At 43.3% G+C, this 25,812-nt stretch carries 24 protein-coding genes and 2 tRNA genes; 18 read left to right on the top strand and 8 right to left on the bottom strand.

Annotated features, from left to right (window positions below):
* Nucleotides 1–158: 158 nt before the first annotated feature.
* The 3 genes from folM to folX are packed head-to-tail and all read left to right on the top strand — an operon-like array spanning nucleotide 159 to nucleotide 1,877.
* On the top strand, nucleotides 159–866 hold the full coding sequence (gene folM, locus L1077_RS16070; RefSeq protein ID WP_237137935.1) for a dihydromonapterin reductase: 708 nt from the start codon (nucleotides 159–161) through the stop codon (nucleotides 864–866).
* Nucleotides 867–925: 59 nt separating this feature from the next.
* Nucleotides 926–1,483: a GTP cyclohydrolase I FolE gene (folE, locus tag L1077_RS16065; protein WP_237137933.1), complete on the top strand. Its 558-nt coding sequence runs from the start codon at nucleotides 926–928 to the stop codon at nucleotides 1,481–1,483.
* 19 nt (nucleotides 1,484–1,502) lie between these two features.
* Nucleotides 1,503–1,877, top strand: coding sequence for a dihydroneopterin triphosphate 2'-epimerase (gene folX, locus L1077_RS16060; RefSeq protein ID WP_237137996.1), 375 nt, complete (start codon nucleotides 1,503–1,505; stop codon nucleotides 1,875–1,877).
* A gap of 45 nt (nucleotides 1,878–1,922) precedes the next feature.
* Here the strand turns inward: folX and L1077_RS16055 are convergent, their stop codons facing one another.
* Nucleotides 1,923–2,348: a YqaA family protein gene (locus tag L1077_RS16055; protein WP_237137932.1), complete on the bottom strand. Its 426-nt coding sequence runs from the start codon at nucleotides 2,346–2,348 to the stop codon at nucleotides 1,923–1,925.
* A 101-nt stretch (nucleotides 2,349–2,449) separates the two neighbouring features.
* On the opposite strand from L1077_RS16055, the gene L1077_RS16050 reads away from it, so the two are divergent.
* Nucleotides 2,450–2,956, top strand: coding sequence for a TlpA family protein disulfide reductase (locus tag L1077_RS16050; protein ID WP_237137930.1), 507 nt, complete (start codon nucleotides 2,450–2,452; stop codon nucleotides 2,954–2,956).
* Nucleotides 2,957–2,982: 26 nt separating this feature from the next.
* Nucleotides 2,983–3,414, top strand: a complete 432-nt coding sequence (locus L1077_RS16045) for a DUF2721 domain-containing protein (protein WP_237137993.1) — start codon at nucleotides 2,983–2,985, stop codon at nucleotides 3,412–3,414.
* Between the two features lie 161 nt (nucleotides 3,415–3,575).
* Here L1077_RS16045 and L1077_RS16040 read toward each other — a convergent pair whose 3' ends face one another.
* Nucleotides 3,576–7,670 carry a S8 family serine peptidase gene (locus L1077_RS16040; RefSeq protein ID WP_237137929.1) on the bottom strand — a complete coding sequence of 1,365 codons (4,095 nt, stop codon included), beginning with the start codon at nucleotides 7,668–7,670 and terminating at the stop codon, nucleotides 3,576–3,578.
* Nucleotides 7,671–8,032: 362 nt separating this feature from the next.
* Between L1077_RS16040 and L1077_RS16035 the strand changes: the two genes are divergently transcribed.
* The gene (locus tag L1077_RS16035; RefSeq protein ID WP_237137927.1) at nucleotides 8,033–8,482 is read left to right on the top strand and encodes a c-type cytochrome; all 450 of its coding nucleotides are present in this window, start codon (nucleotides 8,033–8,035) and stop codon (nucleotides 8,480–8,482) included.
* A 60-nt stretch (nucleotides 8,483–8,542) separates the two neighbouring features.
* Here the strand turns inward: L1077_RS16035 and L1077_RS16030 are convergent, their stop codons facing one another.
* Nucleotides 8,543–8,725, bottom strand: a complete 183-nt coding sequence (locus L1077_RS16030) for a PA3496 family putative envelope integrity protein (protein WP_237137925.1) — start codon at nucleotides 8,723–8,725, stop codon at nucleotides 8,543–8,545.
* A gap of 340 nt (nucleotides 8,726–9,065) precedes the next feature.
* Here L1077_RS16030 and L1077_RS16025 point away from each other — a divergent pair, with 340 nt between their 5' ends.
* Entirely contained in the window at nucleotides 9,066–9,854 is a 789-nt protein-coding gene (locus L1077_RS16025; RefSeq protein WP_237137923.1) for a DUF2884 family protein, read from the top strand.
* A 28-nt stretch (nucleotides 9,855–9,882) separates the two neighbouring features.
* Here the strand turns inward: L1077_RS16025 and L1077_RS16020 are convergent, their stop codons facing one another.
* On the bottom strand, nucleotides 9,883–11,313 hold the full coding sequence (locus L1077_RS16020) for an aminotransferase-like domain-containing protein (protein WP_237137921.1): 1,431 nt from the start codon (nucleotides 11,311–11,313) through the stop codon (nucleotides 9,883–9,885).
* A gap of 118 nt (nucleotides 11,314–11,431) precedes the next feature.
* On the opposite strand from L1077_RS16020, the gene L1077_RS16015 reads away from it, so the two are divergent.
* Nucleotides 11,432–12,355 (top strand): DMT family transporter, encoded by a 924-nt coding sequence (locus tag L1077_RS16015; protein WP_237137919.1) that lies wholly within the window; start codon nucleotides 11,432–11,434, stop codon nucleotides 12,353–12,355.
* On the opposite strand, the gene L1077_RS16010 is transcribed toward L1077_RS16015, so the two are convergent.
* The gene (locus L1077_RS16010) at nucleotides 12,333–13,208 is read right to left on the bottom strand and encodes a diacylglycerol/lipid kinase family protein (protein WP_275424227.1); all 876 of its coding nucleotides are present in this window, start codon (nucleotides 13,206–13,208) and stop codon (nucleotides 12,333–12,335) included. The two genes, L1077_RS16015 and L1077_RS16010, sit on opposite strands and share 23 nt — an antisense overlap.
* 600 nt (nucleotides 13,209–13,808) lie before the next feature.
* Between L1077_RS16010 and L1077_RS16005 the strand changes: the two genes are divergently transcribed.
* From L1077_RS16005 to L1077_RS15995, 3 genes are all read left to right on the top strand, one after another.
* A tRNA-Ser gene (locus L1077_RS16005) sits at nucleotides 13,809–13,899 on the top strand.
* Nucleotides 13,900–13,917: 18 nt separating this feature from the next.
* A tRNA-Ser gene (locus L1077_RS16000) sits at nucleotides 13,918–14,010 on the top strand.
* A gap of 155 nt (nucleotides 14,011–14,165) precedes the next feature.
* Nucleotides 14,166–14,915: an MBL fold metallo-hydrolase gene (locus tag L1077_RS15995; RefSeq protein WP_237137915.1), complete on the top strand. Its 750-nt coding sequence runs from the start codon at nucleotides 14,166–14,168 to the stop codon at nucleotides 14,913–14,915.
* A gap of 7 nt (nucleotides 14,916–14,922) precedes the next feature.
* Here the strand turns inward: L1077_RS15995 and L1077_RS15990 are convergent, their stop codons facing one another.
* Both L1077_RS15990 and L1077_RS15985 read right to left on the bottom strand, forming a co-directional pair.
* Nucleotides 14,923–16,032, bottom strand: coding sequence for an aminotransferase class V-fold PLP-dependent enzyme (locus L1077_RS15990; RefSeq protein ID WP_237137913.1), 1,110 nt, complete (start codon nucleotides 16,030–16,032; stop codon nucleotides 14,923–14,925).
* A complete protein-coding gene (locus L1077_RS15985) occupies nucleotides 16,019–17,215 on the bottom strand; it encodes a PrnB family protein (protein ID WP_237137911.1) in 1,197 nt (398 codons plus the stop codon). Before L1077_RS15985 ends, L1077_RS15990 begins: the two co-directional genes overlap by 14 nt.
* A 137-nt stretch (nucleotides 17,216–17,352) precedes the next feature.
* Between L1077_RS15985 and L1077_RS15980 the strand changes: the two genes are divergently transcribed.
* Genes L1077_RS15980 through L1077_RS15965 form a run of 4 tightly spaced genes read left to right on the top strand, consistent with a single transcriptional unit; the run spans nucleotide 17,353 to nucleotide 22,988 of the window.
* Complete coding sequence (locus tag L1077_RS15980) at nucleotides 17,353–17,814, top strand: Lrp/AsnC family transcriptional regulator (RefSeq protein WP_063363363.1); 462 nt, start codon at nucleotides 17,353–17,355, stop codon at nucleotides 17,812–17,814.
* 20 nt (nucleotides 17,815–17,834) lie between these two features.
* Nucleotides 17,835–20,585, top strand: a complete 2,751-nt coding sequence (locus tag L1077_RS15975) for an ATP-binding protein (protein WP_237137909.1) — start codon at nucleotides 17,835–17,837, stop codon at nucleotides 20,583–20,585.
* Entirely contained in the window at nucleotides 20,537–21,838 is a 1,302-nt protein-coding gene (locus tag L1077_RS15970; RefSeq protein ID WP_237137907.1) for an alpha/beta hydrolase, read from the top strand. The genes L1077_RS15975 and L1077_RS15970 overlap by 49 nt, the downstream gene beginning before the upstream one ends.
* Nucleotides 21,828–22,988 (top strand): GNAT family N-acetyltransferase, encoded by a 1,161-nt coding sequence (locus L1077_RS15965; protein ID WP_239033021.1) that lies wholly within the window; start codon nucleotides 21,828–21,830, stop codon nucleotides 22,986–22,988. Before L1077_RS15970 ends, L1077_RS15965 begins: the two co-directional genes overlap by 11 nt.
* Here L1077_RS15965 and L1077_RS15960 read toward each other — a convergent pair.
* Nucleotides 22,965–23,555 carry a DUF938 domain-containing protein gene (locus tag L1077_RS15960; RefSeq protein ID WP_237137905.1) on the bottom strand — a complete coding sequence of 197 codons (591 nt, stop codon included), beginning with the start codon at nucleotides 23,553–23,555 and terminating at the stop codon, nucleotides 22,965–22,967. The two genes, L1077_RS15965 and L1077_RS15960, sit on opposite strands and share 24 nt — an antisense overlap.
* A 198-nt stretch (nucleotides 23,556–23,753) precedes the next feature.
* On the opposite strand from L1077_RS15960, the gene L1077_RS15955 reads away from it, so the two are divergent.
* The 3 genes from L1077_RS15955 to L1077_RS15945 all read left to right on the top strand — a co-directional run bounded on the left by L1077_RS15955 (nucleotide 23,754) and on the right by L1077_RS15945 (nucleotide 25,776).
* Entirely contained in the window at nucleotides 23,754–23,924 is a 171-nt protein-coding gene (locus L1077_RS15955; RefSeq protein WP_155731883.1) for a hypothetical protein, read from the top strand.
* Nucleotides 23,925–24,019: 95 nt separating this feature from the next.
* On the top strand, nucleotides 24,020–24,391 hold the full coding sequence (locus L1077_RS15950; RefSeq protein WP_063363359.1) for a hypothetical protein: 372 nt from the start codon (nucleotides 24,020–24,022) through the stop codon (nucleotides 24,389–24,391).
* An 8-nt stretch (nucleotides 24,392–24,399) separates the two neighbouring features.
* On the top strand, nucleotides 24,400–25,776 hold the full coding sequence (locus tag L1077_RS15945) for a class II fumarate hydratase (RefSeq protein ID WP_237137902.1): 1,377 nt from the start codon (nucleotides 24,400–24,402) through the stop codon (nucleotides 25,774–25,776).
* Nucleotides 25,777–25,812 lie beyond the last annotated feature (36 nt).

Genomic DNA, 25,812 nt, shown 5'->3' with positions numbered 1-25,812 from the left:
TGCAGTCAATGAAAACCCATGCTAAGTTAGTGATCACAAAGGCAACTCGTCCCGTATTAATTTGGCAAATGTGTCAGTGATGGTGCCAAAAAGCACAGCATATTCTGATTTTTTCACCAGACTTATAATCACAAGACACCACTTTTTAAGGAAACATAATGGCAGCCCCAATTTTAATTACAGGTGGAGCACAACGTATCGGGCTTGCACTTGCAGAACACTTTATTTCTGCCGATCTACCGCTAATTGTGACTTACCGGACACGACATAAAAGCGTCGATGAGTTAGAGGCAAACGGTGTGACATGTATCCAAGTCGACTTCAATGAACCAGATGCAATAGCACAACTTGTAGAGAAAATAACAGAGCATACCAACACTTTACGTGCTGTCATTCACAATGCTTCAAGCTGGGACTGTGAAAAACTAAACCCTGATCATGATGCTTTGTTTGATAACATGATGCGTATTCACGCAAAAGTACCTTATTTGCTCAACATGGCCTTAGCACCTCTGCTGCAAGCTTCAAATGAGGTCAGCGATATTGTTCACATCACAGACTACGTAGCAGAGAAAGGCAGCCCCAAACATATAGCTTATGCTGCCAGCAAAGCCGCCTTAGACAACCTGAGCCGTTCATTTGCAGCAAAATATGCCCCCGATATTAAAGTCAACTCTGTCTCACCATCACTCATTATTTTTAATGAGCATGATGATGAAGCCTATAAAGCAAAAACACTACAAAAGTCTTTAATGGGTATTGAACCTGGATGCCAAGAAGTCATTGCGAGCATTGAGCTATTGCTCAATAGCAACTATATAACAGGTAGAACACTTGCCGTAGATGGTGGAAGACACCTTAAGTAAAGTTCAGCGACGCTGATTATTCGCTTGAACTCATCAGACAATGAATTGTGAGTCATATTATGCATGAAGATTTAAAAAACAGTTATAAAGAGATCATTAGCGCGGTAGGTGAAGATGTCGATCGCGAAGGCCTACTTGATACGCCAAAACGCGCTGCTAAAGCAATGGAGTATCTAACTCAAGGCTACCGACAAACACTGGATGAAATTACCAACAATGCCGTATTTTCATCTGATGCAGATGACATGGTCCTCATTCAAGATATCGAATTGTACTCAATGTGTGAACACCACCTACTGCCTTTTGTGGGGCGTTGCCACATCGCTTACATTCCAAGTGGTAAAGTGTTAGGCTTATCTAAATTTGCTCGAATTGTAGACATGTTTGCTCGTCGTTTTCAGATCCAAGAGCAACTCACTCACCAAATTGCTAAAGCGGTCGAGGAAGTAACAGGCGCAAGAGGCGTGGGAGTCATTGTTGAAGCAAAACATATGTGTATGATGATGCGCGGTGTTGAGAAACAAAACTCGAAGATGCGCACTTCAGTCATGCTAGGTAACTTTAGAGAAGATGCAAAAACGCGTAACGAGTTTTTACAACTCGTAAAACACGGCTAGCTTGCAAGGATAGGCCATGATGCACAATGCAATTATCAATATAACTAACCTGAGACTACGCACTTTTATCGGATTTAACGATGAAGAACGTGAAAAGAAACAAGATGTTGTCATCAATATTGAAATACATTACCCAGCCGATATTGAGTGTGTGCAATTAGATGAAGTAGAACATGCGTTAAATTATAAGACCATTACCAAATCAGTCATCAAGTTGGTAGAGAACGGGCACTTCTTATTATTAGAAAAACTCGTGGCCGATATCTTGGCACAATGCCATATTCACCCTGATGTTACTTTTGCACGCGTACGGGTCGATAAGCCTCATGCATTGAGGTTTGCAGATTCAGTATCGTTAACATTAGAGTGGCAAAAAAAACGCAATATTGACTGATATTGGTGAAGCCTTGTAGCGCCAGCTTTAAGGCTTCACTTTCATTCAAAATAGCTCCAGTGCTAACGCTATCACCAACGCATATCGCAATCCCTTTCCTAAACTTACCAGTAGCAAAAATAGACCGAACTTTATTCTAAATACCCCAGCAACCAGCGTTAAAGGATCACCAATAACGGGCAACCACGCGAACAATAAGCTCGCTGTGCCATATTTTTGAAAATGACCGCGCGCTTTTTCTAACGCACTTGGTGATACTGGAAACCAACGACGATGGCTTAATCTATCCACCTCAGTGCCTAAATAATAATTCACGCAACTACCAATCACATTGCCTGAAGTCGCACTTAACCATAATAACCACAGCAGGCCTGTTTGCTTAACAACCATGCCCGAAAGCAATAATTCAGATGACGCAGGTAGCAACGTAGCTGCAATAAAGGCGCTAAAAAAAAGACTGAAATAAACCATCTGTAAAGAACAACAACCCTGCAAAAAATGACCACCACAAAGCTTGCTATGTGATGAAAAATACGCGTAAATAACGCCAGCCTAACATAAGGAAATACACAATGATAAAAAGTCTATTCACAATCGGCACAGCCGCTGCTTTGTGTTTATCGATCAGTGCATGTGGTACCACAGAAGTGACACCAAACCCTGATTATGAAACCTATATAAGCCAAGGGGAAGTGTTTAAACACCTTTCACTGACAGACATCCATGGTCAAACGATTAATTTGCGTGATCAACCATCAAAAAAGTTAGTCATACTTTTTGCGACATGGTGCTCAGACTCCCAGCGCCTGTTTCAACAGCTCAATGCTTCTAAGCTCATTGAGGACAAAACACTGACTATTTTAGCTATTGGTCGAGAAGAGAACACCGACACTCTCACACAATTTGCTCAAGAATATAATGTGACCTTTCCACTTATCAGCGATGAAAAACGCACTATATACAGCCAATATGCGAATAAAGGCGTACCTCGTTTAATCTTACTTGATGAAAAGAATCGTGTAGTTAACACTTTAATAGGCGAAACGGACAATATTATAGAGCAGGTAATGTGGAATTAAATTCAGACGTGGTCAGCATTTTAACTATGGCCAAAGTAATCCAAACTGCGGTTGCACCAGTCTTTTTATTGACTGGTATTGCCGCTTTTCTTGGGGTTTTATCAAATCGTTTAGCACGGATCACTGACAGGGCAAGGCTACTGGATAGAAAGCTCAATGCCAGCGTGGAAGAGGCGTTGCACTTTACCCTCACACAAGAAATGCGCGCTTTATTAAAGCGCTCTCGATGTATCCATGTTGCGTTTAGTATGAGTGTACTGAGTGCACTCATGGTATGTGCCGTAGTCGTCTTATTATTTATTTCTCATTTATATACTTGGGCACTAGGCGTGACAATTTCAAGCTGCTTCATCGCTGCAATGCTCTTATTAATTGGCGCTTTTTTAGCATTATTAGCAGAAGTCATGTTAGCAACACGCAGTATGCGACGCGGTATGATTTTTAAAGACATTGAGTAGTTAAACCACAGTACTGGCTGATCACTTATGATTGGTAAAGTGTATAAACAAGAAAAGGAGCTCGTTACAACGCGTTCTTTCAGTTTTAACTCATAAAAAAACACCGGCTAGTGCCGGTGTTTTTTATTTTATTGTTATCAAGCTAACTTGATAACACCAAATTACTTTTGCTTACGGCGACGCAGCGCAGCAAATGGTGCAGCAAGTAATGTTAACCAAGCTAACGAACCAGAATCATCATCGTCACCATTGTCTTCGTCAACATCAATCAAGCGAATTTCAACACGAACCGTATCTGAATGCTTGCCTTGTGCATCTTTCGCTTTCACGTCAAAGCTGAAATGGCGGTCAAACTCAAAGTCAAGGTTACCAGCAACAAGTACTTGGCCTTGCTCATTCACAGAAACTAGTGCACTACCAGATACCATGAACTCAACAACATCATTGTCGAAATCAGAGAAAGTTAGCTGACCGATCACTGTACCAATTGGGCTGTTTTCTTCGATGTTAAAGCTCTGACCTTCTTCGATCATCGGCTTGCCTTCGTATTCATCTTCTTCAACATTGAATACCACAGTCATAGCTTCAGATTCTAAATCGTCAGCATCCACAGCAACCACGGTAGCTTCAATTGTTTCGCCTGCGTCAAAGTCTACCTCACCTACTACCGTGATTTTGCCATCAGCATCGATTTCGATAGCGTCAGTGCCTTCAACTTTGAACTCAACAACATTGTCATCTTGGTCCATAAACTCAAGCTGACCAATCACAGTACCCTCTTCCGCATTCTCTTGAACGTCGAATTCTTGGCCTTCAGCGATATACGGCGCTTTCTCTTCGTCAGTATCAATTTCGTTTGTGATATTAACAGCGATTTCAGCTTCATCTGAAATGTTACCTTTAACGTCAATTGCTACGACTACCAGTGTCGCCATGTAACCCGCTTCATAATCAAGTAAGTCGCCATCTGCAACAACTAATTCACCGGCTTTAGACACAGTCACACCTGCGTGGTTACTCGAACGCACTAGGAACTCAGAAATATCAACAGTTCCATCCTGCTCTACAAGTTCAATTTGTCCGAACACAGTGCCTGTTTCAGTGTTTTCAGCAACATCAAATGATGCTTCAACGATTTCAGGCGTTGTTGCTTCTGGTTCTGTTGGACCAGCTAAGTCTTGCGCTGTAACTGCTGAAATAATTCTAAAGTCGTGTGATAGTACAAATGGAGCGTCGGCGCTTACGTAAGCCGTTTCACCCTCTGCTAACGTCATAACAGGGTTGCCTTCAGCATCAACAAGTTGCGCGCTAGACGTGCCAAATGCAACCATACCCGTCAGCGTATCTGTCACTGTTGAAATACCCGTTTGATAATTGTCATAACCAACTGAAGTTTCGATACGAATATTGTTGCCTAAGTTACTCATATCTAAACCGATGATATCAGCACAACCACTAAACGTTATTGTATCTGAGCCAGACTGATGATACATCGCAGTTGCATATCGCCATTGATCTGCACCATCAACAATCGGACCACTTAAAGTACGACCACGACCAATCACGTCTGCACTTCGACCCACATCATTGTAGTTTTGCAAGAAGAAATCATCTATACCATCTTCATTAATGTCTAATGTCATACGGTAGCCCGCTTGACGATGCATTAATAGGTCATCTTGCAACTGGATTGACGCTGTAAACCATACACCTGAAGTCCATGGATCTGCAGCACACCCATCGCTGCCATACACGTTGAATGAAACACTTTCAATTGCAAATGGCTTGTCGTCATCGTTATCAGTGCCAGTTGCGACAATTTGATCTGTAGTTACGTTCAGGTCACTAAAACCAGTATTTGTAACCATTAAGCGATTTGAATCATCGTAACTAAATTCAACAGCTTCAGCAGCTCTCGGTAGCACATGATAAACTAGGTGAATATCATGATCGCCATCTGTCGACGTGTCGTCAAAAATAAGTGCACCATCGTACTCTGACAATGTTAACGCAGTCGGTCTTGCTTTTTGGTCTTCATAGCTTTGTGGATTAGGTAAATTCCAACCATGCAATTTACTTGGATCGATAGTCATTGTGACGTCAAATTCGATAGTTTGACCAGCCGGTACAGTTACCTCAGCAGGATAATCCCAGCTTAGTGCTGTTTTATCATCATCATCATCATTTGCGTAACGCGCTTCTTTACGTAAGTTATATGTTTTAGCTTCAGCAGAGAAGTTTTTAAGTGTCACAGTCTTAGTATATGACGTTGTCTCATCAAGTACATCAAAACCGAATGACAACGCACCTTGATTTGTATCAAATTCTTCTTGCGCAACCCAAGCAACCGCTTCTGAAGCAACTGCTTTCTCTACATCAACCAGACCCGCACCGATTAAGCTGATAGGCGCTAACACTGACTCAGCTGAGACTGTTGTAGGCTCCATGATCACATTAAGGTTTGCAGTGTTCATTAGAACTGCTTTGATTTCTTCAGCAGTCAATTCAGGCCTTGCTTCACGCACAAGTGCAACGGCACCCGCTGTAATCGGACCTGAGAAAGAGGTGCCTGTCGCGCCAGCTAATTGATCTTGCGTACCTGTTGCAGCAACCTGAATATTTACACCTGGTGCTGTAATTTCTGGCTTAAGTAAACCATCCATTGATGGGCCACGTGATGAGAAATCAGCAACGGTATCAATCGCAAGATGTGACTCAATACTAAAGTTAAACTCTGGCTGCTGATCTGCAGCAAGAATATCTTTGATTTGCGTACCTACCGCTTGCTGTACAGAAATAGTAGGAATTGTTACCGCTGGGTTCGAACCACCTAGACCAGGCGCTTCACCAGGGCCATTATTTGCGATTATAACGTAAGCTGCACCCTGCTCTTGCGCATTAAGTGCTTTCTCTGTGAATGCACATGAACCACGGTCAATCAGTACAGCTTTGCCAGTAAAGTCCATTCCCGCGAAAGGATTTAAAGTTTCGCCAGGATTGTTTTGATCTTCAACTAAACAACCTTCTGGCGCTGCTTCCGGATATACAAGTTCAACATCCTCGTTAGAAAACGCAAACTCACCTTGGAAACCAAAGCCGGCAGTACCTACTTCAACACGATTACCAGCAACTGTACCAACAGCAAACAGGTCATTAATAGTTGGGTGGCCCATTGCACCAACAGATAGTGCATTTGGCGTCGTACTTGGACCACCAATACGGAATGGGTTATTACCATCGTTACCTGCCGAGATAACAACGTTTGTGCCTAATTTAACAAACTTATGAATAAGGTATTGTGTGCCGTCCATTTCAGAGGTCACAGTTGAACCGAACTCACCGCCCAGTGACATGTTAATAACGTCAACACGGTCGCTGATATCGCCGTCACCATTTGGATCCATCGCAGCTTCTAATGCGCCTAACTGAGCTGCAAACGAACAGCCGCCACCACAAACTGAATAGGCGTATAATTCAACATCTGGTGCGATGCCTGTTACTGAGTGAGATACTGACGTACCGTGCGATGATGCATCATCATCAGGGCTTGTCGGATCAGGGAAGTTAGGATCATTCTCAATTGGATCAGGGTCATTACGAACAAAGTCATAACCGCCGATAACTTGGCCTTGTGGCCATGTTACTGCTCTTGGATCAGACTGCGCAGCTTCATATGCCTCTACAGTACCCGCACCGCCAAATACTTTATGGGTATAATCAAGACCAGTATCTAGTACAGCTACTTTTTGACCTTCACCTGTATAACCAGACAAGTTCACTGGTGCAGCTTTGATATACTCATTCGCTTCAGCAACGTGCAGTTCATAATCACGTAATGGTAGAACACGCTCTACATTTTTATTCTTTTTAATTTTCGCAAGCGCTTCTGCTGACGCTTCGACGATAAGCGTTGAAGCCAATACTTTAGTCGAGCCAATAATTTTTACATCAGCGATTTCATCAACTAACTGTTGTGTGACTTCTTGTTGCGCAGCGTCAATTGATACGTGTGTTGCACGTGCGTCACTTGCTGAGTAATTTCCACGTATCATTAAGTCTGCAGCTGTGTCTTGCTTTAGCACGACTAGAAAAGCATTTACTCTGTTTTCTTGCTTTTTAGAAACATCAACCTTTGCTACTTGAGTGTTAACTGAACGAGCGTTTTTCTCTAATGTTGCAGCATTAACTGACGCTGCAGATAATGCACCTGACACAGCAATAGCTACTGCTGTCGCTTTGAATGAATACTTGGCCATAGTTTCCCCTAGGACTTTTTGTTTAATTTGGTGTTTATTTATAATTAAGAGAGTAGAATCACTCATCAATATAATGTGACTACATGGTTAATTGCAATAATGAAAACTCAATTAAGTTACATTTTTTAAACTTTAATTTTATTCAAGTTCACAACTCATTGTTAAATAACAATAAAACCTCATGTAAACAAAAGTAAACAAGATGAAGATAAAGAATATGTAAACACACAAAAAACAAGTCCCCAAAAAAGCAACAATTTATTTTCACATCGTTTGGAGCGTCTAGTTATTAGCCTAATAATCTTGCTAAATATATTAGAAACCCTTAAAAAGGTAGGGACTATTTATTTAAGGGGCAACGCATGAAGAAGTCATTAACATTATTAGCGCTGCTTGCAGGAATAAGCATGCAAGTTAACGCCAACACACTCTTTGAAGAAAAAGAAGACGCAATTGAATATCGTAAAGCGGCATTTCAGCTCATCCGCTACCAAATCGGCGACATGGGCGACATGCTTAAGGGTAAAGTGCCTTTTGATGCCGAACGTTTCAAGCAACGCGCCCAAAATGCCGCACAGCTTTCGAGCATGCCATGGGAAGCATTTGTTGCAGGCTCTGATAAAGGCGATACTAGCGCATTACCTGCAATTTGGAGCGACAGAAAGACATTTGACGAAAAAGCATCTAAGTTTGCACAATATGCGCAAGAGTTGGCCACTGCTTCAGAATCTGGGGATAAAAAGGTGATTGCAAGTGCTTTTAGAAATTGGGCTAAAGGCTGTAAAGACTGTCATAAGTCGTTTAAAGATTAAGTCACTTACACATCATCGATAACAAGAGAGGCGCAATTGTTTGCGCCTTTTACTACACAATCACTCATCATAAAAATCAAAGTCATCATCTCCTAAATGCCGTCGCAATCTTTTTTGCTCAAGATAGTCATCTAGTTTTTTGCGCACTTTTTGCCGCTGCTGGTTTACATCTTTCTCATTCAATGCACCCAGTTCATCTTGATAGTCATCATCCAGTGGATCATAGGAATATGTTTTACCCATGATGTGCTCCTATTTACATAAATAGCTCAACCATTTAAACACGGATATCAGCTTACGCGTTGCCACGTCGGAGTCACAACCTAAGCATGCACACTCCGATTAATATCTTATTTAGCTCTAAACAGGTCACTTTTACAGTGAATGATTTTTATCGTCACAATGAAAAAAAACAATCAAGCTAAATAATAATGAAAACAACTAAAACTTGGCTAAAACATTAAATAAACATCTTGTTCCACCACCGAGAAAAAACATCAAATCATTGATTTACATGTAATTTAAAACATTGGCATTATCCTTGGTTAATATTTATCGTCATCAACAAAATAAGAGCTAAGCCATGAAAAACACAATTATTTCTCTCGCAATTTTATCTTCAACCTCCGCGTATGCACACAATGATCATGATTTTTCGATTACCAATGATAACTGCCAAGTTGAGTTTCATAACAATGTTAAAATAACGCCTCAAGAAGTATTTATTACGCAAAATGGCAGTCAGCAAATGATGATCACGGCAAACGGTACGCTATCTATCAATGGCCAAGACATCCAAGTCACACCAGAGCAGCAAAGTGCACTTGCGCTATATGCAGAAACTTTGCGCGCAGAGCTGCCAAAAGTCGCTGATGTAGCCACAGAAGCTGTCGGCATCGCCAGTGTCGCACTTGACGAAGTTGCAACGGCTTTTAACCTAAACAGTTTAGATGACTTATCAGGCCTATTAGACGAGCTCAACGATGAAGTCCATAATACCTTCTATCAAGAAGGAAGCTTTGTGATGGGTGAAGAAGTAATGTCAAACTTTGGGGAAAAGTTTGAGCATGAGTTTGAGTCTCGCGTCGAAAGTGCGGTGAAAAGTGCTATGTTTGAATCAATTGGTACTTTACTTGTGTCCATTGGCTCTGAAATGCAACAAGCCAACGGTGATTTCAATACCTTTGAGCAACGAATGGAAAAATTAGGTGAGAGCATTGAGCAACGTGTTACCGTGCAAGCGGAGCAGCTAGAGTCACGCGCAGAGTCACTTTGTCATCAATTTGAAAAAATTGCGATACAAGAGGCAAGGTTATCCCAATCCATACCTACCCTTTCTGGGTACGCACTAATGCGATATTCGGTACAATAGACCTCAGAGCAAAGCATTAAGTGAGCCTTTATTTTGGCTGACTTAATGCGGCTGAGACCATCTCTCCCAATTGCTTTAAACTCGATTCATGTTTAGTCTGCCAAGGTAAGCCAAAACTTAATCGAATACAGTTTTGAAATCGTTCTGATGCACTAAATAACTGCCCCGGGGTTAGGCTGATCCCCTGCGCTATCGCTAAGTTGAATAACACACCACCGTCCATACTTTTATCTAGCTCAACCCAGACAACGCAACCGCCCTTAGGATCACTAATTCTGGTATTTTCTGGAAAATAACGACGGATACAACACAGCATTTTTTGTTTGTTTTCTTGTAATCTCAAGCGCAACTTTTTGAGGTGTCTATCGTATGCGCCTGATCCTAAGTAATCTGCCAAAACCCATTGATTCATCAATGAAGAAGAGCAGCTTAATGCACGTTTAAAACGCCTTGCCCTTTGTGCATATCCTGGAGCTAACATCCACCCAACGCGATAACTCGGCGCGGCTGTTTTTGAAAATGAGTCACACGTGATAACTTGTCCAGACTGGGCGTAATACTGAATAGGCTTGGCACGGTATTGAGAGAAATGTAAATCACCATAAACATCATCCTCAATCAAGGTAACATTATTCTCTACTAACATTGTAAGTAAACTTTGGCGACGATGCTCAGGCATGACGCTGCCCACTGGATTATTAATACTGGTCGAGCAAATACATGCTTTAACATCGTGTTGAGTAAGCGCCTGCGCCAAATCTTCAAGCCATAATCCATCATCTGGACAAACAGGGATTTCTAATGCACGTAGCCCTAAGTTTTCGATAAGCTCGATGATGCCAAAATAGCCCGGCGATTCAATCGCAACTACATCACCAGGTTGCGTGACACATTGCAGTGCTATCGCTAACGCTTCTTGGGCGCCATTGGTAATAACAATATCGTCAACAGAAGCTGATAAACCCATACGTAAATACCGCTGTGCAATTTGCTGCTTCAGTTTTAACAATCCATCCATCGCGCCATATTGAAGCATTTGATCGCCCGCTTGTTTCAGTGCGCTGCGCATCATTTTTGCCAATACCGCTTCATCACTCATCGCCGTCACAGGGTTAGCAATGCCGAACTTAGCCTCATGTTGTCCGTGGATCCCCTCATACACCTGTTCGATTAAAGATTGTTTGTTCACTTCTGTTGGCACCATCGCAAGCTTACACCGGCGAGGTAGCGTCATGTGCTCATCTTCAGATAAAAAATACCCTGATTTTTCACGCGAATATATTCGACCTTGTCCCTCAAGATAGTAATAAGCTTGCTTCACTGTCGGGATACTCACAGACAATTGCCGCGCTAATTTTCGCAATGAAGGCAACTTATCACCCGGTTTAAGTATTTGCTGAGAAACCATGTCATTAATGACTTCAATCACATGCTGATAAAGAAACTGACCGTTTTGCATAGCCGCCCTGCCGTCAAATCTGTATAGGTAAAAATTGTATTTTTCTGTATCTATTATACACAGATTATCCGAGTAAACTGCTACCTGCTGCAATAATCAACTCACACAAGGACCAGCAATGAGAAATTGGCTGTTATACATCATGACTGTTCTTATTTGGGGCTCTACTTGGCTGGCCATTGAATTTCAACTGGGTCAGGTCAACGAAGTCGTCTCTCTATTTTACCGCTTTGCTATCTCTGCCATGTGCATGTGGGGCTTTGTCCTTTGGCGAAAATTACCAATGCGCTTCAATATTATCGACCACGGCTTTTTTATACTCTTAGCCATAGGTAATTTTGGCTTGAACTACTTATTTTTATATTGGGCGCAGGGCACTTTATCTTCCGCGATGGCCTCCATCGCCTTCTCGTTTATGCTGATCTTAAACATGATCAACACGCGCATCTTTTTTGCTAAGCCAATCGCCTTTAAGAGTTACATCGGCGCAGGCCTTGGCATTTTAGGGATTGTGAGCTTATTTTGGCATGAGCTTGGCGGCACCGATTTATCAACAGCCACATTAGCAGGGCTGGCATTGGCCTTACTCGGTACGTTTGCCGCATCACTCGGCAACATGGTCAGTATCCGTAACTCCAATCGTGAAATCGGTGTACTAGAAGGTAATGCGTGGGGCATGCTATACAGTAGTCTATTGCTTGGCGCGTATACTGCAATCAGTCCACTGTCTTTTGCAATTGATGCGGATACTAGTTATTGGGTGTCTCTTTTTTACCTTGCTGTTTTTGGTACAGTCATCGCTTTTGCTTGTTACTTTTCATTGCTAAAAAACATAGGACCAGAACGCGCCAGTTACATCATAGTGTTATTCCCGATCGTTGCGGTGGTGCTCAGTACCTTGTTTGAAGGGTTTACCTGGCAGGTGAATACATTTATCGGTTTTGGCTTGATCTGCGCAGGTAACTTATTGGTACTGTTGCCTAAGAAATTACTTGTTAAATACACACCATTTTCGACCGCTAAGCAATATCAAACGAATTAGGCACATTAAGTTTCAGTAACGCCGCATACGTGGTTACCCTCGCTGGCGTTACTGCAATTAATTCACCATCTGCTTCAATTTTCGCCCCCTGTGAGCTTATTTCAAAACATTGCCCACTGCTGACTTTCACCCAAGGCAGTCTAGTGTGCAGACCTACCAACATCAGCGCAAAGCTCAGTAATCGCTTCGGCAATGAGCACGCAGGCATCGTCAACATTTGCAATGCCCCACTGTCTAGTGTCGCGCTCGGGGTTGGTGTCAATCCAGCCGCAAAATGGCGTCCATTGGCAAAAAGGCACATCATGACTGATTGCTTAACACCATCAATGTTCACATCCATACCGCTGTAGGTCAGTAATTTTGCTATGCCAAAAAAGGTATAGCTCATTGCTCCAAAACGCTTTTCGCCAGCCATAGATTCAACAACTTCAGCATTAAACCCAATTCCCGCCATGTTAATAAAGTAGCGCTGATCCACGCTGCCTACATCAACTTGACGACTGCACTCAGAAAATACTGCACTACGCCACTGTGCTAATGAGTACCCAAATGACCTTGCAAAGTCATTGCCTGTACCACACGGTAATATCGCCATTCGCTTGTCTGATGCAGACTGAGATACTTGCTCCCCTTCAAATAACGCATTCACCACCATATTTAATGTGCCATCCCCGCCTAATACAGTAACTTGCTGATGATCCCTCAACAACAGCTTGACCTGCGCTACATCCTCATCAAAACAGCCACACGTTGCGTACCATTGCAGATTTAATTGTCGCTGCATAGCCATTTTTTTCAGCCATGCCCTGTGCGCCAACATTTTTTTTCCGCGATGCGGCCCATAAACAACCAACAATACAAAAACCCCAATATTTTTTATCTGAATAACTATTCAAACGATCAAAAAAGAAACCCCAACAACCAAATAAACCACAAAAAACCATTGAATAAATATTCACTAGCTCAATATTGAACCTTCAAGGATAATTTATTCATTAGTTTTTTTAATGCTTCGGAAGCAATTTTTATCGTTTTAAATTCAACCAAATCGCATGCAAAATGGCCAAGTAAATTATTAATCCGTCAACAACTTGGAGTAAAACTATGCTTAACTCAGCTGCTGCGTGCGGCCATACTCAGACCACTGAAGAATCAATAAGTCCAATTGCAACTAAGCCTCAGATCAAATGGATGGCTTGGTTTAGCAAAATCGGACGCACACTGAGCCTCAGTCATGTGGTCATACATAAGTAAATAGCAACTCCACTACCTTGATGACCAAACTATATCGGTCATCTAGGTAGAATGTGCGTCTATATTTTAGACACAGCCTACCAGAAAGTATAAATTTCAGGCAAACAATTCAATAACTTCGCTTTTTTGTCTATTTTTTCAGCAAACGATTAAAAAACTATTTACAGCGACTCATTCCATAAGTATTATCGTTGCCCATGGAGAGATGGCTGAGTGGTTGAAAGCACCGGTCTTGAAAACCGGCATACGTTAATAGCGTATCTAGGGTTCAAATCCCTATCTCTCCGCCATATTTAAAGTTTTGCGCCGGAGAGGTGGCCGAGTGGCTGAAGGCGCTCCCCTGCTAAGGGAGTATAGGGTTTGTAGCCCTATCGAGGGTTCGAATCCCTCCCCCTCCGCCATTATCTTGTAAAAGAACCGTCCAATGGACGGTTTTTTTATGTCTGAAATTTACTCCCCTATTTTCGGCCCCTTTTCCATTCATTGATATTTGCGCTTCACAAACTGGTCAGATGTGTTATGAATATAAATACCAGTCGCAAACTTGATAACCCACATGCAGATCCACTTTATCGAAGGTTATATTCAGCAAATTTACTTAGTTGAATATCCTGACAAATTACTCTTACTTGACGGCTGCACACGTGCAGATGTTGATCTTGTCTGTGACTTCATCAGTAATGTGCTGTTAAGATCATTGGGCGATCTTAAACTGATCGTCGTCACGCATATGCACCCGGATCATGCTGGCGGAGCCCATTTGCTCAAAAAGCGAACGAGCGCAAAAATTGCCACAGCGAAAGTCGATGGCCATTGGTACAGTGGGATTGATGGGATATTAATGCATTGGTCTGATATTTTTCTCGCACTGTGGGTTGCGGGACGTAAAAACAAAGCGCGCAAAAACTTATGGTATAACCGAAAGCTGAATGCTGATTACTACCTATCCGATAACGACTATCTACCTGAATTCCCTCAGTGGCAAGTGTTGCATACGCCAGGTCATACAGACAGGGATCTTTCCCTTTATCATCATGACACACAACGCCTATACGTTGCTGATCTCTTGGTTAAAGTCAAAGGCCAGCTCATTCCCCCGTACCCGGTTTTTTATCCAAACAGGTATCGTAGTTCCTTACAGAGGATCAGGGAGCTCAAACCAACTCACATTATTTTGGCGCATCAAGGTGAGCTCCCATTCAGTGGCATCAATTTTGATCTCCTTGATCAACTGGCACCCAAAGTACCAGTCACACACTGGCGATCAGTGAAAGCAAAGACCAAAAAAGCTCTGGGTTTTAAATAATTTTGATCTATGTCAGTGAGTTTATCACCTCAACGAATTGCTCAACTTCCGCAGCATTATTATATATATGCGGTGAAATACGCAGCCCATAACGCCGCGCATCAACAGCAATATTCTGCTCAGTTAAAGCATGCAAACAAGTCTCGAGCTTACTGCCTGTATTCATAATCAGGGTTCCTGAACATTGCTCTGCATTTTTTGGCGAAGTACACAGCTGTGGTAACGCCTGCCAGATCCGCGCTAATAATTGCAAATTGTGTGCTCGTATTCGCTCAATGCCAAACTCATTCAAAGCATCAATACTATTAGCGGCCATAATATAAGGAGCGACTGAAGGTGTTCCACCCCAAAAACGCAGCGCAGTGTCATGTGCAGCAAAATGATGAATATCAAACTCAAATGGATTTTGGTGAGAAAACCAACCGACATCTTTCGGCGCGCACATGGCTAAAGATTCGTTAGACACCCAGAGAAACCCGGCACCAGGGCCACCACATAACCATTTTACACACGACCCAAGAACACAATCAGCTTGCCATAAAGACAAATCCACATCCAAGATACCGGCGGATTGCGCAATATCTACAATCACTTTACAGCCAAGCTGTTTAGCCAAAGGGATAATGTCTAGCACAGGTGCTTGCTGACCGGTATTCGAATACACATGACTGACAAACACCAAATCATAATGCTGGTTTAAATGTGCCTGCCAAGTAGATAGCGCGCTCATATCTTCACCGGCAGGTATAAAACACAATTCAACATCATCAAGTGCCTGTTGTAATACAAACCCCATGCTCGGAAAATCATCTTCACTAAGCAAAACACGCACCCGCCTATTTTGCAGCGATGATTGACTCATGAGCCACTTTGTCAAGCCACTGGACAAATTTGCTTGAGGACAAAAGTTATCTGCATGGCCATTTAATAACTTTGCCAATGCCTGATTAAACTGCATCACACCTGCTAACCATTGCGCCCAAGGTTCACGATTTTGTTGCTGCCATGGTTCAAAAAATTGCTCTGTAAAATACGCTGGCGCTGTCTTTAACATACGCCCCACCGAGTGGCTCAATAAATAAGTGCCCTCTGGCATAAAAAAATCATTCGCTTGCATGGTGAACCTCAGATTTAATCAAAGACTGTCGCAATACCTTTAAGTCATCATAACGAGTATCCAGATCAGCGCGTTTTGCAGCCGCTCTTTTATCTCGCAGGGTTTCGAGCTGACTCAGTAACACCTGTAAAGGTGGGCCGCTGGCAGTCACTTTATCTAGATGTTGATTGGCTAGGTTTTTAGCTGGTCCGCAAATGTACTTTTCTACTAGTTGATTATGATGCTGTATTGCCGTATCACCATGTAATTTACACGCTTGCAGAAAGACTTTGAGCGCCTCTTGATACCAGCTTTCATGACGATGTGTTTGCGCAGCTAAAAATGCATCAAGTAAATTTGGTAAGCGCATGCACTCTTTTAACGTCGCCTGATCTTCGGGCATCATATACAGTAACTTTTCGACTAAGATTTGGGCGTAATCAACATCATTGGCTTGACACAAGCCCAGCATCATATCAATCACATTAATCCCTGCAAAATCACCGGCATTCGCACCACGATAGACCTCTTTCCCAACACGATATGGCTTGTAATATGGCCTGACGACATAAAAAAATGAGGCTGTATCTAACTGCTTAAATAAGGCCTGATTCGAATTAATCACGTCCACCAGCGCACGTTTTACCTCCTCCAGTAAAACCGGCGTCATGGGGTGTGAAATACCCAGCGGCAGCACTTTTAACAGCGCCTCTGCAGCACGTTTATACGCCAAAATGCCGCGTGTATTATAATCGATAAAAAGCTTTTCAGCCGGATCGCTGGTAAAGCGCTTGTATGTCCCATTAATAGAAGTATTATGCGTTGTTAAATGGGCTGTTGAAAATCTTGGCGTCACACCAATAGATGAACCAATATGCATAGCAAGTGCAGATGCCTCTTTTAATGGAGAGTGTCGCTCTATACTTGGCTCTGTCAGCTCATGCCTACGACATGCAGCCATATACAAACCAACATTACCCAGTAGATCAAATGCGTTATCAAATCCTTCATCGGTGTTCCCCTCTTTGAGCAGCGCTTCAATATATTTCTGCCCTTCTAACAGTAATTGCTGCTTTACCTCTTCACCCACACCAACCACATTCGCCGGATCTGCTTGCTCACGGTACATACCCTCTAACGTATCATTGAGCATAACAAACTCATTTCTTATCCAGTGATCAAACTCTTTTGTTTTTTTTGTCATTGTTAAAATCCTGAAAATTGCATTAGTAACAGGCTAACAAAACACCAGAAGCAATATTTGCCAATTATTTATTAATCGTTAAACTCTATTAGAGGAATACCAACTTTAAATACAAAAAAGTAGCAGAATTAACTAATATGGCCGACATTGATAACAAAGATAGGATTTTACTTAGCGCATTACAGCAAAATGCGCGACTGAGTAACGCGGCACTTGCCGAGCAAGCCAGCCTATCCGATACACCTTGCTTACGCCGAGTTAAAAAACTACAACAAGATGGTGTCATTTTGGGGTATCATGCCGATATATCACCTCCAGCTGTCGGCTACTCTGTTCTTGTTTATGCATTTATTCGTCTAACCAAAAACTCGGTCAAAGCGGCAGAAAGTTTCGAAAACCACGTTGATGCACTGCAACAAATCAGGAGTTGTTCTGTGGTATCTGGCAGTCATGACTACTTACTGGAGATCATTGCTGAGGACTTACCCAGTTATGAACACTTTGTTAAGCACAGCCTCGCATCTTTAGATTTTATTGCAGCTGTTGAATCAACCATTGTGTTGAAGCAGACCTTCAACAAACGCGGCGTTCCACTATGAGTTTTAAAGGCATTTAGTTTATGCACATTCAATTCCGCTCGTCATTGCATCATGTGCTTGCCTATATCGGGTTGGCACTCAGCTACTTTGGCTTTGGAAAACTCTTCACCCTCATCGCATTTGAAGATCAGGTGCTCCCGATTTGGCTGCCAGCAGGTATTGCCCTTGTTGGCTGTTTTTTATGGGGATGGCGCTTTGCACCTGCAATATTTTTCGCTTCTGTCCTATTTAATTGGACCACCTATTTTGGGCTGCAAACCCATATCAACCACTACAGCGATATTGTCCAAGTAACGGTTATTGCCTCAGGCGCTGTAATACAGGGCTTAGTGGGTGGATATTTAATGCGATTGTGGCTTGGCGACCCATTATTAATGCGCTCAAGAAAAAACATCGCTTACTATGTGTTGTTGGTTGGTATACTGGCCAATGTCACGTCAGCCAATATAGGCATGCTCGCTTTAAGCCTGTTTAACCCGCAATATGCCTTTTCACAGCACTGGCAAAATGTCATTGCTTGGTGGCTAGGGGACAGCCTTGGCATTTTGATTTTTACCCCTTTACTGCTCATGCTGCTGAATATAACGGTGTTTAAACCGCGTGGTTACCAACACAAGCGCATCATGTTGGCAACCTGCGCAATCTTGTTTCTGTCAGTCACAGCAACTACCTATCTATCTAATCAGGCTAACTTAAAAGCAGCGCAAAGAGAGGCACAGCGCGAAGTCGATATTATCGAAAATGTCGTACTCAGACATGTCAATCTCAGTATGCTTGCAGTACAAGGTGTCGCTGCTAAATTACAGTCTCAGCCGCAATTTAGCCAAGATAAGTTTATGCAAATTGCCCAACAGCAAAGAGAGCGCTACCCATTTTTATTTGCTGTTTCTTGGGGGCAACGCATTACACAGTCAGACGCACATACCTTACAAGCAGAGCTGGATGCATTGTACCGAAAGGAAGTGTTATTGCATGGTCCTCCTCTCAATAGTAGTGATCCCATGGTGGTGGTGAAATACGTCTCCCCGCAGGCAGAAAATTTTGCCTCGCTCGGTTTTAATATTTACTCTCGGGCCAATCGCAAAGCCGCTCTAGAAGACCCTGAAATTATTCTCCAGCCCAGAGCGACCAATGTGGTTAAGCTGGTACAAACACAGCCAGCCAAACCTGCCTATGTACTTTTTTCGCCAGTATTTCATCAAAACGACACAACGCAGCAAACTCTCAATGCAGATATTGTTGGTTATGCCATTGGCGTAGTACAAACGGATGTCTTGCTCACCTCAGTGCTCAAAATGACATTGGCGAATAATTATGATCTCGCCTTTTATGATGGCAACAGTGAAACACCTTTTTTCAGTAACTATGATACAGCCAAAAAACCCTATCATGCTGATACCCATTACAGTACTCAAATTCGCTTTGCGGGCCAAACATGGCGCTTAACTTTGGCAATTAAGGACAGTTATATAAGTCACTTAAACCATCAACAAACGATTTGGCTATTGACCCTGCAGCTGTGTATTTGTGCGCTCATCAGCTTTATCGTGTTGCTCTACAATTACCAAAATATCGCCCTCAACCACTTGGTCGCAGAGCGCACTGAATCGCTTAATGTTGCCCTGCTGGATGCTCAGCAAGCAAACCAAGCAAAGAGTCGCTTTCTTGCCAATATGAGCCATGAAATCCGCACGCCACTCAATGCGGTGATCGGCTTTGCCTCTTTGACACAAACCTCACACTCCATCGATGTCATTAAAAAATATATCGAGCACATCAACATGTCCGCCAAGACACTGCTGGGCCTTGTAAACGATATTCTCGATATCACCAAAATTGAATCGAATAAATTACACATAGAACAGCATGATTTTGACCTACAAAAGTTACTCGCCCATATGAATAACCTATTCTCTGCCAATGCCAAAGAAAAAGGCTTAAGTTGGCGATTGTACAGTAACGTTGACCATGCCGTTTGGCTTAAAGGTGATGAGCTGAGAATAGAGCAAGTGTTGATCAACTTGTGTAGTAACGCGATTAAATTTACCCAGCATGGTCAGGTAAGTTTGCACTGTGAAGTGATAGAAAGCGATGCAGATTATCGTGTCCAATTCAGCGTGTCAGACACTGGCATAGGCATCGATACCGGGCAAATCGAACATATATTCTCACCGTTTGTGCAGGCAGATGATTCCACCTCACGACGTTTTGGTGGCACGGGGCTGGGCTTAGCTATCAGCAAAGAGCTATCCGATAAAATGGGTGGCAGCTTATATGTCGAAAGCCAAGTAGATGTTGGCAGCCACTTTCACTTTGCTATCCGCTGTCCATTTGGTGAAGCAACCAGTGTCTCACGCCCGCAATTCGATGAAACACAGATTGCCAAACTCCACGTTTTAGTAGCAGAGGACAACCCTGTCAATCAAATCGTGATCAAATCCATGTTGGACTCTTTTGGCGTAACATATGAATTAGTAGCAAATGGTCAACAAGCCATTGCGACCGTCCAACAAGGCAAGTTTGACTTAGTGCTGATGGACTGCCAAATGCCGATATTAGACGGCTATCAGGCCACGTCGACACTGCGCCAGCAATACGATCAAAAAGCATTGCCCATTGTGGCGCTCACCGCAGATGTCATGCCTGAAGATAAAGCTTATGCCTTGGCCATTGGATTTAACAGCCATCTTGCAAAACCCCTTGATCGCGATAAGCTAGGAGCATGTCTGGCTCATTATGCTCAAATATGCTCAAAAAATTCATCGGCTTAATCTCAACACTGTGGGCAGTCAGTGCCTCTGCACACGACTGCACAACACTGCCCACAGATCATCAACAATACGTAAAAGGCATACAAACAGGCGAATACCGTAATGCGAATAACATAGGTCCCGCCACCATTACGCTAACAAAAAATATGGCTTACGCTGAGTATATCGATGCCACCAGAGCCCTGATATTAAAACGCAACAAACGGGCAACGCTTCCCTGTCCACTGCCGGCTGCAGTGCCTGTGCCCGTGCAAGAGAAGCAAACTCAAGTCATTGATCATCTCGCCCCTTATCAGCTTTTACATCACAACCAAGACAAAGGCATTTTACTGATCCACGGCTTAACCGACTCTCCTTATATTTTCAATGTCATTGCACAAGACTTATATCGCCAGGGCTTTAATGTCAGAACCTTACTGTTACCAGGCCATGGTACCGCAGCAGATGATTTAAGGCGTGTATCCAATCGCGATTGGCAGCGTCATGTCAGTTACGCCATTGAGCGTACCAGCAAAGATTTCAAGCACTTTGCTGTTATGGGCTTCTCGACCGGTGCGGCATTAGCGACCCTGGAGATTGAAAGGCGCACACCATCCAACCTCAAAGCCTTGGCATTGGTTGCGCCGGCCACAGAATCACATAACAAAAACAGCTGGATGGCACAGTGGGTTGATTGGCTACCGCTGATGAATTGGCTGGATGAAGATGCCGATCTCGATTTTGCCAAGTATGAGTCTTTTCCCCTTGCCGCTGCGGCCTTAGTACATAATGTCATGGTGGATATGATGCAAAGTGACGTACCAACAGATCTGCCCATCTTAACCATAATGAGCGATGTTGATGCGACTATAGACAGCCAAGCCACAGTGCAGTTGCTCACGCGATGGGCCACAACACACAGCGCCCCCTTGGCATTGCGACTCTATGCAAATAATCCCATAAAGCTTGACCAACGTATTGCACTCACACGCATTGATAAACTAGACAAGGTCATTGATATGTCGCACGTTGGTTTGCTGATACCACAACATCACCCCTACTATGGCGAGCAGGGCGCGTATCGCCACTGCGGCAGCTATTTTGCCGATGAAGCCGCCTACCAAGCATGTAAATCTGCACAGCAAATTACCTTTGGCGAACACCACAGCACCAATAAAGCGGCACACACGCCACTTGCCAGAGTTACCTTTAATCCTGACTACGCAGGTTTGGTTAAACAACTTAGTGAGTTCTTAAATCATCATGTCCATTAAGCCGTATCGTCATCAATTTGTGACCAGCATCAGTGCCGTAGAGCAATCGCATTGGCAGCGTTTAGCAAGTGATAGTTTATTTACCAGCTATGCGTGGTTATCAGCCCTTGAACTCAGTGGCAGTGTAAGACGCGAAACAGGCTGGCAGCCTTATCACTTGGTGATATACCAGCAAGACGCCGCGCACCCAGTCGCCATTTTGCCTGGATATATTAAAAGTCACTCATACGGGGAATATGTATTTGATTGGGCATGGGCAGAAGCCTATGAGCGACACAACCTAGATTACTACCCCAAGTGGTTATCTGGTGTGCCGTTTACACCGGTAGTCGGCGCGCGGCTTTTATGTGAAACCCCCACAGAGACGCTGTATCAATTCATTCAATCTGTTCTCGATGACGAAGCGGCACAACAAGCTTGGTCTGGCTGGCATGTCAATTTCCCGCGCCAAGAGGAAGCTTGGTCCAGTGCGCCGTTACTCGAACGCCATGGTGTGCAATTCCATTGGCATAATCAAGATTATGCGGATTTTGATGCCTTTTTAGCGACAATGAAAGCGCGTAAGCGTAAAATGATAAACAAAGAGCGTGACAAGGTTAAAAGCTCAGAGCTATCCATTGTCTGGCTTGATGCATCGCACATTGATAAAAATATGATAGATCTTTTTTATCAATGTTACTGTCAAACCTATCGTAAACGTTCCGGACACAATGGCTATTTAACTCGCGCATTTTTTGAGCTGCTATTTAATGCCATTCCAGAGCAAGTAAAGCTCTGCTGTGCCTATCGAAAACACGACCAATCCAATACACAGGAATTGATTGCTGCCAGCTTATACCTTCAAGATAAAGACACATTATATGGCAGGTACTGGGGAGCATTAGAGAATAGTGAACATTTACACTTTGAGCTTTGCTACTATCAAGGGATCGACTATGCCATTACGCATAAATTAGCGCGTTTTGACGCTGGCGCACAAGGGGAGCACAAACTGCTAAGGGGGTTTGAGCCGGTGTTTACGCGCTCGTATCACACCATCTGCCATCCTTTATTTAGCCAAGCGATAGGCGATTTTATCAATACCGAGCGCAGCCAAATTACCCATTATGCACGCCAGTGCACAACATTACTGCCGTTTAAAACACAGTAGTCGGTTATTGGCTGGCATAGCATGATCAGCCACTAGCTTAAGGCCTGCTGCTGTCGCAAGGGCCATGACCCATTCAATGTCACGGATCCCACTGTCTGGGTCTCGAGACTGTAAAAAAGCATCAAACTGGGCATTACTTTGCGACGTAAATGCGCCTTGATAATTAAAAGGGCCATAAATTATCACTTTACCATCAGTATCGAGGTGACGCTCAACACCGGTAAAAAAGCGCTCGACCAACGCTTTAGAAACGATGTGCAAAGTATTGGCCGTATAAATCACAGGCACCTGTGCCACAGGCCATTGCAGGTTTAAATCCAACGCTAATGGAAGGCGTAAATTATCCAGCGCAGCCTCTTCACACCAACTGATAATCCCTTCATGGTTGCAAGGCAAGTCAGCGGTTTGCCAGATCACATGAGGGAGTGCTTTGGCAAAGTGCACCGCATGCTGGCCAGTCCCAGAGCCCACTTCTAATACACTCTGCGCCGCACCGATGAAGGGCGCTAAATGGGCTAAAATTGGCCCCTTATTATTTTCACATGCTTGAGAGTATGGCTTTGTCATTTTGCACCTAAATAGACCACTTACGCGCCGAGTTGGCGCAATGTGATTCCCATTTTGCAACGAGTTATTCGCAATGTCTATTTACTGTACTGATAAATATAGATAAAAAAATTTTGGTATATGGTATGCAAAAAACATAGGTATTGACTATAAGTACCTAGTGTACCCGTTCAAAAACCCTGTATGGAGATACCAAAAATGAAGTACTCAAAAGTGACACATATGCCCAATCAAAGCTTAGGCCATATCCCAGAGCAAGAGGCCGCTGAGTCTAAGCAAACCTATCAACAAGAAGTCGCTGATCTGCTCAGCAGTAAAGAGCAAGAAAAAGATCAAACCACAGAACAATTTATCTTGGGTTATAACTGACAATAACACCATCATTTACAATCCGCATAAGGGTTGCCAATCTCCTATTTTAGTGTAATGATAATAATTATCGTTACACTAAAATATAATACGTCATGGTTACACCGCAAGTTCTATGTCAGTTTCAACCCCGCTTAGATACACAATGTGAACGCCCTTACTTAGAGGCCCCTGTACATGTGGCCAATTTTATCGAAGATGGATTTAAGCTGGCTAAGTGGTATGAAAAAAAACCCTGCGTATTGTTACAAGAACTCTATTTACGTCGTGTCTTTTTTGAATTACTCAATCACATTGCCGATCCACTCGTTCACCAGAGCTTTCGCCAACAATGTTTCGAGCAGCTTCATAAACCGCTTCTAGCACTAAAACGTTTTTATAAAAAACAACACCGTTCTATGGCGCCTTTTTACCGCCTTGAGCGCGAAGCTAGGATCATCAGTCACGAATTTAATCCTTTTAACTAGGAGTCAGTATGACCACTTACCGCACCGCATCTGATAGCATGGGCACTTTAGAAGTACCAGAAACAGCACTGTATCAAGCACAAACACAGCGTGCTGTGAACAACTTCCCAGTCAGTGACTTAACCATGCCAACCAGCTTTATTCGTGCCCTTGCTTATATCAAGCAAGCTGCAGCAGAAGCCAATGCACAGTTAGGTCACCTTGATCAAGATAAAGCCAAAGCCATTGCAACAGCCTGTCAGCAAATCATTGATGGCGCTCACCTAGACCAATTCCCTGTTGATGTATTTCAAACTGGTTCTGGCACCAGCTCAAACATGAATGCCAATGAAGTGATTGCGACACTTGCTAGCCAGCAAAGTGGCTTAAACATCCATCCCAATGACGATGTCAACATGGGGCAAAGCTCGAATGATGTGATCCCAACGGCAATCCACGTCAGTAGCGCAACGTCGGCGGTCTATGAACTGCTTCCAGCGCTTAAGCATTTATCACAAACCATTGAAAGAAAAAGTAAAGAAGTGGGTCACCATGTAAAAACAGGTCGTACACACTTAATGGATGCGATGCCTGTAACGTTTGCTCAAACACTCAGCAGTTGGCAGCAGCAAATTGACTCAGCATATGAAGGCATTTTGTCTTCTCTAGAAAAAGTGTATCAGCTAGGCCAAGGTGGTACCGCTGTGGGAACAGGCGTTAACGCTGATAAGCAATTTGCAGCATCATTTAATACGTATTTAAGCAGCAACGTGGGCATTCGTTTTAACCCAAGTCCAAATTTCTTCTACAACATTGGCTCACAAGATGCCATCGTTGCGCTTTCTGGCCAGTTGAAAACTTTGGCTGTCGCAAACATGAAAATTGCCAACGACCTACGCTGGATGAACTCAGGCCCGTTGGCAGGCTTAGCTGAGATTGAACTACAAGCACTACAACCTGGCTCTTCAATTATGCCGGGCAAAGTCAACCCAGTGATCCCAGAAGCAGCGGCCATGGTCAGTGCGCAGGTGATCGGCAACGACGCCACAATCACAGTCGGTGGTCAGTCAGGTAATTTTGAGCTTAACGTCATGCTGCCTGTGATTGCCTACAACATCTTACAAAGCATTGAGTTGTTGGCAAACATCTCTCGTCTAATCGCAGATAAAGCCATCGCAACGTTTAAAGTCAACGAAGAAAACATTCAGCGTGCACTATCGCGTAACCCAATTTTAGTGACTGCACTGAATCCGGTGATCGGCTACGAAAAAGCAGCTGCCATTGCAAAACTAGCCTATAAAGAAGGGCGCCCCATTATTGAAGTTGCCGCAGAGCATACGGATCTGAGTGAAGATGAGCTTAAAACACTGCTTGATCCACAAAAACTCACTGAGGGTGGTCTGTAAGCAAAAAGCGCTCTAATCTTATATTGGGTTTATGCA

Origin of the sequence: Pseudoalteromonas luteoviolacea (genome assembly GCF_021654285.1) — a bacterium.
GTDB lineage: Bacteria > Pseudomonadota > Gammaproteobacteria > Enterobacterales > Alteromonadaceae > Pseudoalteromonas > Pseudoalteromonas luteoviolacea_J.
Note: the sequence above shows the minus strand (reverse complement) of the source record. Positions and strands in the feature narration are given on the sequence as shown.

Bases quoted from the DNA above. Each gene is read 5' to 3' on its own strand.
- L1077_RS15990 (WP_237137913.1), bottom strand. From the start codon at position 16,032: ATGCAAGCGAATGATTTTTTTATGCCAGAGGGCACTTATTTATTGAGC.
- folM (WP_237137935.1), top strand. From the start codon at position 159: ATGGCAGCCCCAATTTTAATTACAGGTGGAGCACAACGTATCGGGCTT.
- L1077_RS16035 (WP_237137927.1), top strand. From the start codon at position 8,033: ATGAAGAAGTCATTAACATTATTAGCGCTGCTTGCAGGAATAAGCATG.
- folE (WP_237137933.1), top strand. From the start codon at position 926: ATGCATGAAGATTTAAAAAACAGTTATAAAGAGATCATTAGCGCGGTA.
- L1077_RS15985 (WP_237137911.1), bottom strand. From the start codon at position 17,215: ATGACAAAAAAAACAAAAGAGTTTGATCACTGGATAAGAAATGAGTTT.
- L1077_RS15970 (WP_237137907.1), top strand. From the start codon at position 20,537: ATGTCTGGCTCATTATGCTCAAATATGCTCAAAAAATTCATCGGCTTA.
- L1077_RS16040 (WP_237137929.1), bottom strand. From the start codon at position 7,670: ATGGCCAAGTATTCATTCAAAGCGACAGCAGTAGCTATTGCTGTGTCA.
- L1077_RS15945 (WP_237137902.1), top strand. From the start codon at position 24,400: ATGACCACTTACCGCACCGCATCTGATAGCATGGGCACTTTAGAAGTA.
- L1077_RS16020 (WP_237137921.1), bottom strand. From the start codon at position 11,313: ATGCAAAACGGTCAGTTTCTTTATCAGCATGTGATTGAAGTCATTAAT.
- L1077_RS15980 (WP_063363363.1), top strand. From the start codon at position 17,353: ATGGCCGACATTGATAACAAAGATAGGATTTTACTTAGCGCATTACAG.
- L1077_RS15965 (WP_239033021.1), top strand. From the start codon at position 21,828: ATGTCCATTAAGCCGTATCGTCATCAATTTGTGACCAGCATCAGTGCC.
- L1077_RS15955 (WP_155731883.1), top strand. From the start codon at position 23,754: ATGAAGTACTCAAAAGTGACACATATGCCCAATCAAAGCTTAGGCCAT.
- L1077_RS16015 (WP_237137919.1), top strand. From the start codon at position 11,432: ATGAGAAATTGGCTGTTATACATCATGACTGTTCTTATTTGGGGCTCT.
- L1077_RS15950 (WP_063363359.1), top strand. From the start codon at position 24,020: ATGGTTACACCGCAAGTTCTATGTCAGTTTCAACCCCGCTTAGATACA.
- L1077_RS15995 (WP_237137915.1), top strand. From the start codon at position 14,166: ATGCAGATCCACTTTATCGAAGGTTATATTCAGCAAATTTACTTAGTT.
- L1077_RS15975 (WP_237137909.1), top strand. From the start codon at position 17,835: ATGCACATTCAATTCCGCTCGTCATTGCATCATGTGCTTGCCTATATC.
- folX (WP_237137996.1), top strand. From the start codon at position 1,503: ATGCACAATGCAATTATCAATATAACTAACCTGAGACTACGCACTTTT.
- L1077_RS16055 (WP_237137932.1), bottom strand. From the start codon at position 2,348: ATGGTTTATTTCAGTCTTTTTTTTAGCGCCTTTATTGCAGCTACGTTG.
- L1077_RS16030 (WP_237137925.1), bottom strand. From the start codon at position 8,725: ATGGGTAAAACATATTCCTATGATCCACTGGATGATGACTATCAAGAT.
- L1077_RS15960 (WP_237137905.1), bottom strand. From the start codon at position 23,555: ATGACAAAGCCATACTCTCAAGCATGTGAAAATAATAAGGGGCCAATT.
- L1077_RS16025 (WP_237137923.1), top strand. From the start codon at position 9,066: ATGAAAAACACAATTATTTCTCTCGCAATTTTATCTTCAACCTCCGCG.
- L1077_RS16045 (WP_237137993.1), top strand. From the start codon at position 2,983: ATGGCCAAAGTAATCCAAACTGCGGTTGCACCAGTCTTTTTATTGACT.
- L1077_RS16050 (WP_237137930.1), top strand. From the start codon at position 2,450: ATGATAAAAAGTCTATTCACAATCGGCACAGCCGCTGCTTTGTGTTTA.